Below are 15,790 nucleotides of genomic sequence, written 5' to 3'. Positions count from 1 at the left end.
TTTCCTCATGTTCCGTAACCGATAATTCCCACTACAGAACCTCTGATTTCTTTTGCAGGTTTATAGGCCATTTCGTAGGGCGTTCCTTTCCAATTTCCGCTTTGTACAAAATCGTGATAGGACGGCAGGGAACGGTTGAGCGAAAACATAAAGGATATGATATGTTCTACTACCGAGTTGGTACACCAATCTTTGACATTGCAAACCGTTATCCCAAATTCTCTGCAAGCTGTTATGTCTATTCTTTCATATCCTGTACTATTTACAGAAATCATTTTAAGCTTGGGTAACTGTCGTATGGTTTCTCTGTCAAAAACAACTCCGTGTGTCAATACAATATCGGCATCTTGCAACCGTGATAGCATTTTATCTTTTGGTGTGCTGTCGTATTCTTCCCATTCAACACCTAATTCGTTTACGGGAAATTCTGACAGGAAATATTTCTTATCTAAAAGGACTACTTTCATATTTAGTTTTACTTTGTTAAATCAAGTTCCATTTGAATATTGGCACGTTTGTAAGGCGAGATACGTCCCGTGATTTTTTGAAACCCCAATTTCTGATATAGGTTTATTGCAGGTTTCAAAGAGGTGTTGCTTTCTAAAAACAGTTTTGTCGCTCCCAATTCTTTGGCTGTGCTGATAATTTTTTCGGCTAATAAATAGCCCATATTCTTACCCTGTGCTTTTGGAGAAACTGCCATTTTAGCTAATTCAAAATCATAATCGGGGTCGTCCATTTTCATCAAGGCACAAACCCCCAAAGGCTCGCCTTTGTATAGTGCGACATATATTTTTCCGCCTTTGTCTAAAATATATGTCTTGGGGTCAGCTAATGAAATACGGTCGCTATCTTCTATCTCAAAATAGGTAGTAAGCCATTCTTCGTTTAATGCTTTGAATGCAGAATGGTATTGCGGTTCATATTCTACAATCTGAACATTTTTACTTTCACGCAATTTCTTTTGTTCTACTACTCGTTTGTAGATTGATTTTTGTTCCAATAAAAACTCCCATTCTGCCAATGCTTCCCAAAGGTTGTGTGTGGCTTCTGCAATAATTCCGTCTATGGCAATATCAATATCGGCACATTGTACGTTTATCATTTTATCGGCAACTACTGCACCTTGCTCTGTCAATCCTACAACATTTCTGCGTTTGTCGTTTGATTTAAGGTTATCTTTTACCAATCCTGCATTTGCCATTTCTTTTACAATCTTGGTAACGGACGGTTGAGAATGTCCGATTTGTTCGGCTATTTCTGTAATGGTTTTTGCTCCCTCGTCATACAACACAAAAAATACAGGAAACCATTTTGGCGAAAAATCCACATCGTACAGTTCGTAAATTCTTGCTGCATCATCGGTTACTTTTGCAGTTAGCAAACGCAACCTGCTACCTAATGCCATTTTACCTGTTTTGTTGAAGATGTCCATTGTAATACGTTTATTTAGTTTTCCAATTTTATTTTTAATGGGGCATATTCATTTGATTTATCTACTTCTAAAACGTAAGTAAATGAACCTGCTCCCAATTCTTTTTCCCCTACATAATCAATCGGGGTTAATTCGTATTCTTTACCCTCAATCGTTACTTTGACATAAGCATATCTATACGCTTTTTCAAATGAGTGGTAACAAGAGTATGTGCCTTTTTCCAACTTACCGAAATTGATTTTTTGTTCGGAAGGCGTAACAGTAACATTTTCCAAAGTGTATTGACTGTTATTTTTTATTCTGATATTGGTTTTACCCGAAATTTCTTTACAATCTGCCTTAACAGTATTTGTTTGGGCTGATTTGTTGATGCCGCACGAAACTAAAAGAACTGCGGACATTGCTAACAGAAATGCTGATTTAATCTTAAACATAGCTTTGAATATCTTTAAATTGATTTTTAATTTTTTACGGTTTAATAACTCTCATTTTCGTTCGGGAAATTCTGTGACTTTACATCACTGATATAATGCTGTGTTGCTTCGGTCATTATGGTTTGCAGGTCTGCATAACATCTTAAAAATTTAGGCGAAAAATCTTTGTTCATTCCCATTACGTCCTGTATAACCAATACTTGTCCGTCTGTTCCGACACCTGCACCGATACCGATTGTAGGGATTGCTATTTTTTCGGAAATCTCGGTTGCAAGTTTTGCAGGGATTTTTTCAAGCAATATGCCGAATGCTCCCAATTCTTCCATTAAAAGGCAATCTTCAATGAGTTTCTTTGCTTCGGCTTCTTCTTTACCACGAATGGCATACGTTCCGTATTTGTTTATGGATTGTGGCATTAAGCCCAAATGTGCCATAACGGGAATACCTGCATCAATTATTTTTTTGACATCTTCTTTTATTTCTGCTCCACCCTCTACTTTGATTGCATCAACTCCTGTTTCCTGCATCATACGGATTGAGGCTTCGAGGGATTTTATAGGATTGCCGGATACCGTACCAAATGGCATATCGGCAATAACCAATGCTTTCTTTGTTCCGTTTACTACTGATTTGGAATAGTAAATCATTTGGTCAAGCGTAATGCCTACTGTTGTGGGATTGCCTACCATTGTATTAGACGCACTATCGCCTACAAGTATCACATCAATACCTGCTCCGTCTAAAATCCTTGCCGTAGTGTAATCATAAGCCGTTAATACGCTTATTTTTTCGCTGTTCTGCTTCATCTTTTTTAGCTGAAGCGTGGTCACTTTTTTCTATCTTCTGTATGGATTGACATAATATTTTCTATTTAGGTAATTGTACACTAACTTCCTGTACCGTTTCTGCTGTAAATCCGTAAAGTGGTTTTGTTTCCACTCCAAGCAAATTGAGGTAAATGTATAATTCGCCTCTGTGGTGTATTTCGTGTTCCACCATTGCCCGAAGCCATTTCCAAATAATGATTTCAGAATTGGCAGGTGTTAAACATTTTCGGTTTAAATCTTCATCGGAAAACTGACTAATGATGTCTATTGTTTCTTTGTGTAAACGGTTAAAAAAATCTATAATATTTTCGTAGCCGTCGGCAAGTTCTTTTCCCCAACCTTGATAAGCACTTTTTCTGCCCGAAATGGTTTCGGCATACATATACCTTTCAATGGTGGCTATGTGACGTATTTGGTCGCCTATGGTGTATTTTCCCTGCTTGTAAGCAAAGTCAATATGTTCGGGCAGTATGATTGCTATTATACGATTGGTACGCTCTCTAATTTTTTCGTAGTAATCAATAAATGATTTTACAGATGTGATTTCCATATTATTTTCTTTTTGTCTGCATTAAAGTAACAAGGGAAGTACAAGCTAATTTTCTTTCATTGCCTGTAACTACATAAATATCAGATTTACAGATATTCAATGTTTTACCATTTTTCACTACTTCCCCCGTGGCAAAAACTTTTTCGCCTATTGCTGGGTTTAGATAGTTTATTTTGAGTTCTACGGTAAGGAAGTAAGCATCTGCATCGTGTAATGATGCAGCCGAAAAATAGGCGGCTGTATCTGCCAATGCTGATAGTACACCACCGTAAAAAATTCCGCCTTTTCTTACCAAACTTTCCTGATGTGGCACGGCAATTTGGACGTAGCCCTCTGCAACGCTTTCAGCACTTGCATTGTACATTTTCATTAGTACCTGTTTTGGAATACCTACCCTTATTCTTTGTTCGTGTTCTGGTGTTAGTTTCCTCCTTTCAATTTGTTGCATATCATAAACGGATTAAATAACTATTTACATAATTGGTTATGTAAAATTAAAGAATAAAATTTATCCGGCAAACAGAAATGGAAATAAATCTTTCACAGCTTGGGTTTTACCTGTGAAAAGTTCTCATTTGATAGTAGGAATTTTATACTTGGATTAGTGGATGCCGTTTGTAACAGTGGTATTCCGATAAAACTGTAAGGCTATGAAAACAGCACGCTAAACCAAAACAAAAGGGGCTGTCCTTGTGAGACAATCCCCTTTTAAAATTGCTTAATTAGAAGCGATTCTTTTTAACAACCCTTTATGCCTTTCAACAGGTCATTATCGACGCTGATGTAACCCAGATAATAGATGTTTTGCCCTTCGGTCTTTATGGACGTTTTTATTTTACTTGAACAGCGACCTTTGAAGGTTTTCCTGACAATTAACAAATGTTGTGGTTACGTTCTGTCCTTCAAAGCCCTTAATGCCGAGGTAATGGAAATCAGATCCACCACTTCCTGCAATCCTGCACCAATCAATGCCGGTAAAACACCGAAGGCTGCAATCAGCATCAGCACGGTACAAACGGCAATGCCAATGAAAACGGATTGACGGGCAATCTTCATCGTTTCTTTGGAAATGAGAATAGTATCACTCACTTTTTGCAGATTGTCTCTTAAAATCACCACATCTGCCGAATCGCTGGCGGCACTCGATCCTTTAGCACCCATCGCAATGCCTACATCGGCAACGGTTAACGACGGTGCATCGTTCACGCCATCACCCACCATTACAACCGGGCGAAATTCGTCGGGCATACTTTTCAGGATTTTCAGTTTGTCTTCCGGCAAACAGCCACCGTGCACTTCCGTAATGCCAATTTCTTTGGCAATGTTTTCAGAAATACTTTGCTTGTCGCCGGAAATCATCATAATTTTTTGGATACCCATTTTTATTAATTGGGCAATGGTTTGCCGGGCTTCGGGGCGCACTTCATCGGTAAAGGTGATTTCCCCTGCATATTTGTCATTCACCGAAACAAATAACGAGGTTTTTTCCGTTTTAATTGAAATGGGTTCGGTCGTTACAAAATTCAGTTTACCCACTTTCACCAGTTTGCCGTTTACTTTTCCTTCAATACCATTTCCTTCTATTTCCTTTAAATCTGTTGCCAGAGGAATCGGTTTATCCCCGATATATTTCATCACCGAAACCGCCAAAACGTGGGAAGACTGCTGTTCTACGCTGGCTACAAAATCAATCAGTTCGTCTTGCGAATAAGAATTTTCCGGGATGATGTCGTCCACAGTAAGATCGCCTTTGGTTAAGGTTCCGGTTTTATCGAAGGCGATGGCTTTCATTCTGTCCAGTTTTTCGATGACAGTCCCGGATTTTATCACCACCCCATTTCTGCTGGAACGGCTCATTCCGGCTATCAGGGCAATGGGAGCCGCCAGAATCAGCGGGCAGGGCGAAGCCACCACCAACACTTCGGCAATGCGGTTGGGATCTTTGGTAATCAAATAAGCAATTCCGGCAATTAAAAAAGCAACGATGGTAAAAGGCAAAGCGTACCGATCCGCCATTCGCACAAAATGTGCCGGCTCTTTTTCGGAATTATGCACCAATTGCACGAGTTGCTGGTACTGGCTGTCTTTGGCGAGTTTGGAAACCTGAATGGTAATGGCTCCCGAACCATTCACCGAACCCGACCATAAGCTGTTGCCTTTGGTTTTGTTGACGGGTTTGGATTCGCCCGTGAGCGAAGATTCGTCCAGCAGCACCTCTGCACTCAGTAAAATTCCGTCCACGGGAATAATTTCCTTGGGTTTTACGATGATGATGTCACCGATTTTAATATCCTCCACAGGAACATCATGTAAATCGTTTCCTGTTTTTTTATGAGCAATTCGGGGTGTATTATCAAGCAATGATTTTAAATCTTTCCGGGCTTTTTTCTGGGCATAATCTTCCAACGAATCACCTCCGGTAATCATAATGAGGATAATGAGTGCCGCCCAATAATTACCAACAGCTAAGGTTGCAGCAATGGCAGAAATCGCCAAAATATCCACGCCAAAATTCCCGGAACGAAGCACGTCGATCATTCCTTTCAGAAGAACAATGGACATCAAAATGCCGGTTGCCGTAATTAAGATTTTAGCATAATGCGGTTCTTTCAGGATAAATTCCAGAACAAGTGCCACTAAGGCAATGCTGAGAACGATAATGAATTTATATATATTTTTCATTTTTATAAATTTAAAAGTTTAAAGACAAACCTAATCCCATTGTTTTATTTTGATAAAACGGATATACAAGAGCACTATTTTTGCTATGATCTTTTGAAAATAATTGACTGACTTTTGGGAACAACCAATAGGCAACTTCTGTGGAGAGAATTCCAATACCGGCACCTGCAACCACATCACCCACCCAATGTTTATCATTCAAAATGCGATAAACTCCCGTAAAAACAGCAATTGGATAACCAGACAAACTTAACCAAATATTTTCATCCTGATATTCACGGAACATAAAATGTGCTGTTGTAAAAGCAGTTGTAGTATGTCCCGAAGGAAACGACAAATTATTAGAACCATCTGGTCGTTCTTCTCTCACCAAATGCTTGGTAGGTAATACGACAGCACTTGAAATCAGCAACGATGTGCCTAAAATAATACTTCGGTCTTTCAAATTATGTTTTCCTTTAAGTCCAATAGCATTTAATCCATAAACCAATATTGCAGGTACGTATTGGGTATAATTATCCAGTTTTATTTTATCCGGCTGATGCTCCCCAATTTCATATTGGGTGGAACGGTTCAGCTGTTTCAGGTCATCAGAAGTCAGACTTAGGATTCCATATCCAATAAAAACAGATGGTACTATCAGCTTTTTATATTTGAATTGATATACCGATACAGAATCTGATGCCGGCTTTTGGGCAATGTTCTGCAACCCACTTTGAGCCACACTCCATTGGGATAAGCACAACAGGATTAATACAATAACCCTCTTCATCGGTTAATAGCTTTACGATTGATTACCTTTTTTGTGGCAATGACCCAATCCCGGAGTTGCTGCTTCTGCTCATCCGACAATTTTGCATTGTTATGGATAAGGGTATAACTTTTCAATGGCATTTCTCCTGCATTTACGGTTTCCTCAATCTCAGCCAGCTTACGTAATTTCTGATCTGTAGCATATGCATTAAATTCATCAAAATTCAGATGTTTTTTTCCATCCGCGATATGTTCTGCCAGCCACCATTTGATGGGTTGCAACTTGTTGTAAGATGGATAAACCGTGTTATTGGAATGGCAGTCGTAACAACTGGTTTTCAGGATTTGCTGCACATTTGAGGGAATGCTGTAATGGTTTTCTATGGCACTTTCAGGCACTATTGCAGAAGTATTGGGCGTTACCCCAAAGAACTGGATGCCAATCAGCAAAATCAGTAATAGGGGAATGATTGTTTTTATAATTTCCATTTTTTTAAATATTTATATGAGATTTTATCTGACTATTAATCTTCATCTTCACTGGTATTTTTCAACTTCATCAATATGGTATAGGCGTTTTTGACCACGATTTTCTTACCTTGAAAATCAGCAAAGTTGAGGATTTCAACAAAGCCATTTTCGGAAATTCCCAATGTGACCGGGACCATCTTCCAGGTCTGTTTCCCGGTTTCTGTAAAGACATAACTTTTCCCTTCAAAATCCACCACGCTTTCTTCCGGAATAGCATTGGCAAAAGAATTTTCTGTTTTCACTTCGGCATTCATATACATTCCGGGAATGAGTGCAGGATCGTATTTTTCAAAATGACAATTAACCTCAGCCATGCCGCTTCCGTCCACGTCTTTACTCGTCAGCAAAATTTCACCGGCATATTTTTTTGAAGGATCTACATTGGTATAAGCCACAATCTGTTGCCCGGTTTTCAGCATTTCCAAATCCTTTTCATACACTTTTAAATTGAGGTGAATATCAGAAGGATTGATGAGTTTAAACAGCACATCCGAAGACGTTACATATTTGCCTACATTCACATTCACCTTGCTCACAAAACCGTTGATGGTACTATAGACAGGTACGCTCTGCTGAATATTTCCGGCAGATATCTTAGCCGGATTTATGTTGACCAACTTCAGTTGCTGGGCAATGGAATTCATCAGAATTTTCTGATCGCTCATAATGGATTGTGCCTGCTGCATCACTTTATCACTACTTGCCTGGCTTTGGTTGAGCTTAGTTTGTCGGTTATAATCCAGTTGGGCAAAGTGGTATTTGGATTTTGCCATCAGATAATCCTGCTGCAACTGTACAAACTGCGGATTTTCAATAACGGCAATTACCTGACCTTTAACTACTTTCATCCCTGGCAAAAGGCGGGTGCTTTTCAGATAGCCGCCCAGCGGTGTACTTACGGAAACCAGATTTTGCGGTGGTACATCAATTTTACCGTTGAGTTTCAATACGGTGGAAATATGCTGCATCGACAGTTCCGCGGTTTCAATGGGGGTATTGTGTAACTGTGCATCGGTGAAAATAACCGTGTTTTCGTCTTTCGGATTTGCAGTTTTGGTGGCGGTGGTTTCTTGTTTTTGTTGACATTGAACTGCGGAAAGCAGTACTATCAAGACCAAAAAATAAGAACCGTATAATTTTAATATTTTCATTTTCTTGTCTAATTATATATTGATTTGAAAAATTCTGTTTACTGTTTAAAATATCCTGTTCATCAACTACTGAATCGTGATATAATTCAGTTCAACCACGCTTTCGTTTAGTTTCAATAGGGCATCTGCATAATTGCTTTTGAGCAAAACTGCCTGATTGACGAGCATTACAAATTCCAGATAATTGATTTCTCCGTTAATGAATTGTTGCTGTGCTGTTTTGGTAATGATGTCTGCATTTTTCAGTTCATCAGTTTCGTAACGGTTGATGATTTCGAGATTCGTTTGATACATTTGCTTGAGCTGTTTCTGTTTTTTCTCTAATGCAAATTCCGTATTATGCCAATCGTTTTCCGCAATGCTTTCCGCCACTTTAGAAGCGTGAATTCTTGCCTTTTGTCCGCCTGAAAATATTGGAATGCCAACACCTACCATCACCGAATGAAACTGTGGTGTAGCAGAATACAGTTTATCATCAGGTCCCATACCTTTGAACGAATTGAGATTATAACCGATTTGCAAACCCGGAAGAAGTCTGGATTTTTCCACTTCGGTTTGTTTGCCGGCAACCGTTTTTTGCTGTTCCAATACATGTAACAAGGGATGCGAAGCATTTTCCTGAAGCAAAAGAACCGGTCTGGAATTTTCCAAAGGAAGATATTCCGTTTCGGAATTGAGCAACCAACTGAACTGCAACTGCAAGGTTTTTATTTCCTGCTGCACTTGTTTCAACTGAATCTCAATCGCCGATTTTTGGTTGGAAGCCGTTGTTTTTTCCAGAATATTGCTTTCTCCAGCTTTTAAACGCAAACTGGCTTTGTCTAAAAATTGGGTGTACAGTTGCAACGTTTCATTCAGCAATTTTTCCTTATCTTTCCAATACACTATCTGGAAATAACTTTGGCTGACGGCTTTTTTCAGTTCAAATTCTTTAAGCGAAACATTCAACTGGCTTTTTTTCCATTCTTCGGAATGCAAATTTTTCTGTTTCTGATACACAGTTGGAAAAGCGATGCTCTGTGAAATCCCGAATTTCATATCGTTGTATGCACTATTTATTTGTCCGTAATCTGCTGTAACTGCGGTTTGCGGAATATCGGCATTAGAAGTTTTAATCAATGCTTTGGCATAATCCGAACGCAGTTTTTCATTTTTCAGGTTGCGATTGTTTTGCAACGCTGTTTGCACGGCTTCATCTAAAGAAATTATGGTTTGTGCCTTCATTTTTATTCCTGAAAACAGCATAAAAATCAACAGAACAGAGGCGACATGTTTGGATTTTGGTTTTTTCATTTTAAATCCATTTTCGATATTGACATATAAAAGCGGTAGGACAAAAAGGGTGAGCAAAGTGGCCAATATCAGTCCGCCAATTACCACGGTCGCCAAAGGTCGCTGCACTTCTGCTCCAGCACCTGTGCTTATTGCCATCGGGATAAAGCCGAGGGAGGCAACGGCTGCGGTCATCAATACCGGACGCAATCGGCTTTCGCCGCCATCAATCACAATTCTGACGATATTTCTAATGCCGTTTTTATGCAGTCGGTTAAATTCTGAAATCAATACAATACCGTTCAAAACCGCTACGCCAAAAAGAGCGATAAAACCAACGGCAGCACTGATGCTGAAAGGCATTCCGCGTAAATTCAACATAAATACACCTCCGATGACCGACAACGGAATGGCGGTGTAAATCAGAAGACTTTCTTTAATCGACTTGAACGCCATAAACAACAGGACAAATATCAATGCCAATGCCAGCGGAACGGCAATCATCAACCGTTGTTTGGCGTTGTTCAGATTTTCAAAAGAACCGCCATACGTAATAGAATAGCCGGCCGGAAGTTTAATCTGTTTGTCCACTTTACCCTGCAATTCTTCCACAATGCTTTGCACATCACGGTCTTTGATGTTGAAGCCGACGACAATACGGCGTTGTGCATTTTCACGTTGAATTTGATTGGGACCTTCCACCACATCTACGGTTGCCAGCTGATTGAGCGGGATCTGATTGCCTGCAGGTGTTGGAACCAATAGATTTTGAATATCATTGATGTTTTTTCGGTCACTGGCATTCAGGCGTACTACCATATCAAAGCGTTTTTCGCCTTCAAAAACCAAACCTGTACTCTGTCCGGCAAATGCGGTATTAATCACCCGATTGACATCTGCAACAGAAAGATGATACTGAGCAATCACGGGACGATTGTATTTTACCACCACCTGCGGAAGCCCGGAAACCGGTTCTATATAAAGGTTTTGTGTACCTTTTACCGTTTCAATGATTTTACCGAGTTGGTTGGCATTTTGCACCAAAGAATCCAGATTATCGCCAAAGATTTTGATGACCACATCCTGTCTTGCACCAGTCATCAGTTCATTAAAACGCATCGCTACCGGATACTGAAAACCAACTGTAATACCGGGCACATCTTCCAGTGCTTTGCTCATTTTTTCTGATAATTCGGAAAACGTTTTGGCGGAAGTCCATTCTTTTTTGTCTTTCAGAATGACCATCATATCCGAAGCATCCATTGGCATCGGATCGGTAGGCACTTCTCCACTTCCTATCTTGGTGACCACTTTTTCCACTTCGGGGAAACGGGTTTTTAAGATATGGGCTGCTTTTTGCGTACTTTCAATCGTGGTGGTAAGGTTGCTGCCCGGTAAAACGCGGGTATCCACCGCAAAATCACCTTCTTCCAAAGACGGAATAAATTCGCCGCCCATTCTGCTTAGCAGAATTATTGCCGTGATGAACAATATCCCGATTATGGTAAAAATGGTTTTCGGAATGCGTAAAACTTTCAGCAAGGTTTTCAAATAAAGCGCTTCTACTTTCTTCATTACCCTGTCCGACCACGAAGGTTTTAAACTTCTTTTCTTCAACAAAACCGAACTCATCATCGGAATGTAGGTTAGGGAAAGCAGAAATGCACCTAATAATGCAAACGCCACCGTTTCTGCCATCGGGCGGAACATTTTCCCTTCAATCCCCTGCAATGTTAGGATCGGAATGTACACAATGAAGATGATAATTTGTCCGAAAACTGCACTGTTCATCATTCTTCCGGCAGATTCTGTAACTACACTATCCATATCATTGGACGGAATTTTCAGCAGGCTCTTGAACTTAGGATTGAGGGATAACTGATGCAGGACGGCTTCTACAATAATGACCGCTCCGTCGATGATTAATCCAAAATCCAGTGCACCCAAACTCATCAGATTGCCGCTCACCCCGAAAAGGTTCATCATACAAATGGCAAAAAGCATTGCTAGTGGAATCACCGAAGCCACGAGTAAGCCGGCTCTGAAATTTCCGAGAAATAAAACGAGGACAAATACCACGATTAAAGCACCTTCCATAAGGTTTCTCTCTACCGTGCTGATGGCATTATTCACCATTTTGGTACGGTCAAGAAAGGGTTCTATCACCACGCCTTCGGGCAGGGTTTTCTGGATTTGAGCCACTTTGGCTTTTACATCTCTGATGACCTGACTACTGTTGGCACCTTTCAGCATCATCACCACCGCACCCGAAACTTCGCCCTGATCGTTGTAAGTCATCGCTCCGTAACGGGTGGCAAAACCAATTTTGACATCAGCTACATCTTGGATAAACAGCGGTACATCGTTGTTTTTATTGGTAATGGAAATGTTTTGAATATCCTCAATATTGCCCACCAAACCTTCGCTCCGAATGTAGAGAACGGTTGGCCCTTTTTCGATATAAGCACCGCCGGTGTTCTGGTTATTGGCATTCAGTGCATCAAAAACATCATTGATGGTAATGCCGTAAGCATTAAGTCGGTCGGGATTCACGGCAATCTCGTATTGCTTCAATTTACCGCCAAAACTGCTGACTTCCGCTACGCCTTTGACCTGAAGTAGCTGTCGACGCACAATCCAATCCTGAATGGTACGGAGTTCCGTAACGTCGTATTTTTGTTCAAAACCTTCTTTAGGACGAACGACATATTGATAGATTTCGCCCAAACCGGTAGAAATCGGCCCTAATTGCGGTGTTCCGATACCTTGCGGAATTTCATTCTGAACCTGTTGCAGCCGCTCTGCCACTTGTTGTCTTGCCCAATACACATCAATACCATCATCAAAAACAATGGTAACCAAGGACAATCCGAAACGGGAGAAACTGCGGATTTCTTTGAGTCCGGAAATATTGGAGTTCGCCTGTTCAATTGGGAAAGTAACCAGACGTTCGATATCGGTTGCCCCAAAAGACGGAGCGATTGTAATAACCTGCACCTGATTATTGGTAATGTCCGGCACAGCATCAATCGGTAATTTGCTTACCTGATAAGAGCCAATGCCGATTAAACCAAGAACCAATAATGCTATAATGAGTTTGTTCTTTACAGAAAACTCAATGATTTTTGTAAGCATAATTTATTCTGTTAATCGTAAATGATAAATAAAGAGATTTGACGTTTCCAATACATGATCAATCCTACAGGCGGACACAAAATACACCGACTGCCCGAATGAAAGTATTATCAAACAGCAAATGCACGATGAAAGGATTCATCGTGGAAATCAAAAAAGATTAACAGAATTTCGGAGGTTGCCAGATGGCAGAACGGTAATTGTTATCAGAAAATGTATCGTCCAAAGGCAAGGTTTTGGGTTCTTTGCCTACAAGTTTTTTGGTTTCTATATCAAAACTAAAAGGGGGGACAAGTACAAAACTGATATTCAAAACATCGATATGTACGATAAACGGTAATTGTTTGTCTTGTTCATAATCGTCATCGTGTGGATGGTTTTCCAGATGGCTCCCGGCGTAATGAACTTCCAAAAATTGCAAAACAGTAACCTCCGGATTTTTTTCTTTGTGATCGAAATAATGCTCTATAAGTATAGGAAACTTCAATAACTGACCTAATTCAGTTGTCGAAATTAAATACACAGACAATAATAATATTGAAAACATTTTTTTCACTTAACAAAGTTAATAAAAAAGTCTGCTCTCTTTTATAAGACGCTGTAATTTAAAATATTTCAAAATAAATGATTTAAAAATTCAATATTATCCCTCCTGTATCAAATGCTGTAAATTCGGGTCGTTCTTTATACGCTCCATTTCACTTTCCACGATATGAACAATGTCTAATTTTATCTGACGATAATTGTTCTCAATATCCCGTTTCATATTATCTTCTCCGCTTTCATCGACAAAGGATAAAATTTCCGGTATCTTCTGGTACGCTTTTGTTTCGGCAGCAACTTTCTCGTTATCTACTACAATTTCTGCGTGAAATATCTTTTGTTCTATACGTTCGTCAAAGTTATCGGACACTGAACCGACAAACATACCTTGTGTAAGTGTACTGATTTTTGAAGCTGGAATAAGACTGTCTAATTGGGTAGAAATTGAAGTTGATTTGTCATTTCGGTTAATCGTCATACTTTGGCGTTTCTGTAATACTTTCCCAAAGCGTTCTGACAGGCTCTTTGCCGTTTCGCCCACGACCTGACCGCTAAAAATATTACCGACCGTGTTCTGAATTACCTTAGCTTCCTTATCTCCATAGTCACGAATTAATTGGGAAAAATCCTGAAAGCCTAAGCAAACCGCTACCTTATTACTTCTCGCCGTTGCAATAAGATTGTCCAAGCCTCTAAAATAAATTGTCGGTAACTCGTCTATAATGACAGAACTCTTTAATTGTCCTTTTTTATTAATGAGTTTGACAATTCGGGAATTGTACAAACCCAAAGCCGCCGAATAAATATTTTGCCTGTCGGGGTTGTTTCCTACACAAAGGATTTTAGGCTCACGTGGGTTATTTATGTCTAATGAAAAATCATCGCCTGTCATTACCCAATACAACTGTGGGCTAATCATTCTTGACAAAGGTATTTTAGCTGATGCAATCTGTCCCTGTAATTGGTCTTGTGCGCCTCCCTGCCAAGCATCCATAAAGGGAGATAAATAGTTCTCTAAATCAGGATAAGAAGTTAAAATCGTAAATACGTCTGCGTACTTTTTATTCAGTAACTCAATGCCGTGTGGAAAGGTACAATACTTTCCGTTATCATAGATTTTTAAATACCAAATAATAGCTGCTAATAGAATAATCGGGCTTTCCACGAAGAAATCTCCTTGCTTCTGTATCCACGACCTGTTGAGGTTTAACATTATGGTTTATGCTGCTTCATAGGCGTCGCTGATGTAGGTCATAAAGTCGGGATTGAGTGGGTTGCAACGGTGGCTCTTGCGAGGGTCGTCAAAATTTATCACATAAAATTTTGGCTGTACTTTGTATTTATCCCCGTTCTTTAATAAGTGATTGTAGGCAATCGTGGAAGCGGCATACTCTACAGGAGCAAGATCACCGAGACTATCATGGGGTCGGTAATTATTGTAATCGTCCATCCATTTCCATGTCACTTCCCTGACTTCGTCTATCGTGTCGAAAAGGTAGCTGTCCAGCACATGATCGCGGTAAGTACCGTTCAATCTTTCCACCAGTCCGTTCTGCATAGGCCTTCCTGGCTGGATGTACAGAAACTCGATACCATTAACCTGGCTCCATTCGGTCAATATCTGTGAAATAAACTCCGGACCGTTATCCATCCAGATTTTCTTGGGTTTTCCCCTACGTTTGATCAGGTGGTTCAGCACCCACACCACCCGTGAGCTGCGCATGGAATAATCCACCTCGATATGCAGCGCCTCCCTGTTGAAATCGTCCATCACATTGAAGGAACGGAATTTGCGCCCATTGCTGAGCGCGTCACTCATAAAATCCATGCTCCAGGTGTCGTTGGCCGAGAGCGGAATGATCCATGGTTGTTTTACTCGCTGGGGCAGACGTCTTTTCATTTTCCTGCGGATATTCAGCCCGATCAGCTTATAAACGCGGTGTACCCGCTTATGGTTCCATAAATGACCTTCCCGGCGCAAGCGGCCGTAGGCTTTCCAGAAACCCTCCCGGGGGAACTGTTCGGCCTTGATGCGCAAGGCTTTCTCCACCTCACTATCATCGCGATCCGATACATAATAATAACAGGTCTTGCTCAATCCCACTGTGCGGCACGCCCTGCTGATGCCTTTGCCCAAATCCACCAATTCCTGAGCAACCTGTCTGCGCTGGCAGGGCTTCAAAGCTTTTTTATCACCTCCTTTGCCGCCTCCAGGTCTAATGCCAGATCAGCATACATACGCTTCAGCTTCCGGTTCTCTTCCTCCAGCTCCTTCATCCGCTTCAGTTCACTGCTCTCCATACCCCCATACCGCTGACGCCATTTATAAAACGTGGCTGAACTCACCCCGTATTCCCGTGTGAGCTCCTGAACACTTTTGCCTGCTTCAAATTCTTTTAAGATCTTACTGATCTGCTCCGGTTTGAATCGTTTCCCTTTCATAATTAACTGTTAAAGTTAGCACTCTTTTTTCTATT

12 protein-coding genes and 2 pseudogenes are annotated in these 15,790 nt (G+C 40.5%); all 14 read right to left on the bottom strand.

Annotated elements, in window-relative coordinates:
• Positions 1–5: 5 nt before the first annotated feature.
• The gene (locus NMK93_RS18980) at positions 6–467 is read right to left on the bottom strand and encodes a hypothetical protein (protein ID WP_254526876.1); all 462 of its coding nucleotides are present in this window, start codon (positions 465–467) and stop codon (positions 6–8) included.
• Between the two features lie 8 nt (positions 468–475).
• Positions 476–1,435: a bifunctional helix-turn-helix transcriptional regulator/GNAT family N-acetyltransferase gene (locus tag NMK93_RS18975; protein ID WP_254526877.1), complete on the bottom strand. Its 960-nt coding sequence runs from the start codon at positions 1,433–1,435 to the stop codon at positions 476–478.
• A 14-nt stretch (positions 1,436–1,449) separates the two neighbouring features.
• Positions 1,450–1,869, bottom strand: coding sequence for a hypothetical protein (locus NMK93_RS18970; protein ID WP_254526878.1), 420 nt, complete (start codon positions 1,867–1,869; stop codon positions 1,450–1,452).
• 41 nt (positions 1,870–1,910) lie between these two features.
• On the bottom strand, positions 1,911–2,699 hold the full coding sequence (gene panB / locus NMK93_RS18965) for a 3-methyl-2-oxobutanoate hydroxymethyltransferase (RefSeq protein ID WP_302910784.1): 789 nt from the start codon (positions 2,697–2,699) through the stop codon (positions 1,911–1,913).
• Positions 2,700–2,736: 37 nt separating this feature from the next.
• Positions 2,737–3,246 (bottom strand): DinB family protein, encoded by a 510-nt coding sequence (locus NMK93_RS18960; RefSeq protein ID WP_254526880.1) that lies wholly within the window; start codon positions 3,244–3,246, stop codon positions 2,737–2,739.
• Position 3,247: 1 nt separating this feature from the next.
• Positions 3,248–3,694 (bottom strand): PaaI family thioesterase, encoded by a 447-nt coding sequence (locus tag NMK93_RS18955; protein WP_254526881.1) that lies wholly within the window; start codon positions 3,692–3,694, stop codon positions 3,248–3,250.
• A gap of 440 nt (positions 3,695–4,134) precedes the next feature.
• The gene (locus tag NMK93_RS18950) at positions 4,135–5,928 is read right to left on the bottom strand and encodes a heavy metal translocating P-type ATPase (protein WP_093099843.1); all 1,794 of its coding nucleotides are present in this window, start codon (positions 5,926–5,928) and stop codon (positions 4,135–4,137) included.
• Positions 5,929–5,938: 10 nt separating this feature from the next.
• Positions 5,939–6,700 (bottom strand): phosphatase PAP2 family protein, encoded by a 762-nt coding sequence (locus NMK93_RS18945; RefSeq protein WP_254526882.1) that lies wholly within the window; start codon positions 6,698–6,700, stop codon positions 5,939–5,941.
• Positions 6,697–7,170: a heme-binding domain-containing protein gene (locus NMK93_RS18940; protein WP_254526883.1), complete on the bottom strand. Its 474-nt coding sequence runs from the start codon at positions 7,168–7,170 to the stop codon at positions 6,697–6,699. Before NMK93_RS18940 ends, NMK93_RS18945 begins: the two co-directional genes overlap by 4 nt.
• Before the next feature lie 35 nt (positions 7,171–7,205).
• Positions 7,206–8,363: an efflux RND transporter periplasmic adaptor subunit gene (locus tag NMK93_RS18935; protein ID WP_254526884.1), complete on the bottom strand. Its 1,158-nt coding sequence runs from the start codon at positions 8,361–8,363 to the stop codon at positions 7,206–7,208.
• A gap of 66 nt (positions 8,364–8,429) precedes the next feature.
• On the bottom strand, positions 8,430–12,770 hold the full coding sequence (locus tag NMK93_RS18930; protein ID WP_254526885.1) for a CusA/CzcA family heavy metal efflux RND transporter: 4,341 nt from the start codon (positions 12,768–12,770) through the stop codon (positions 8,430–8,432).
• Positions 12,771–12,930: 160 nt separating this feature from the next.
• Positions 12,931–13,317: a hypothetical protein gene (locus tag NMK93_RS18925; RefSeq protein ID WP_045754278.1), complete on the bottom strand. Its 387-nt coding sequence runs from the start codon at positions 13,315–13,317 to the stop codon at positions 12,931–12,933.
• Positions 13,318–13,413: 96 nt separating this feature from the next.
• Positions 13,414–14,694, bottom strand: a pseudogene (locus NMK93_RS18920) (TraM recognition domain-containing protein); the annotation flags it as partial.
• A gap of 3 nt (positions 14,695–14,697) precedes the next feature.
• A pseudogene (locus NMK93_RS18915) lies at positions 14,698–15,755 on the bottom strand (IS3 family transposase); the annotation flags it as partial.
• Positions 15,756–15,790 lie beyond the last annotated feature (35 nt).

This window comes from Sphingobacterium sp. LZ7M1 (assembly GCF_024296865.1).
GTDB lineage: Bacteria > Bacteroidota > Bacteroidia > Sphingobacteriales > Sphingobacteriaceae > Sphingobacterium.
The sequence above is the reverse complement of the archived record's forward strand: the minus strand, read 5'-3'. Positions and strand labels throughout refer to the sequence as shown.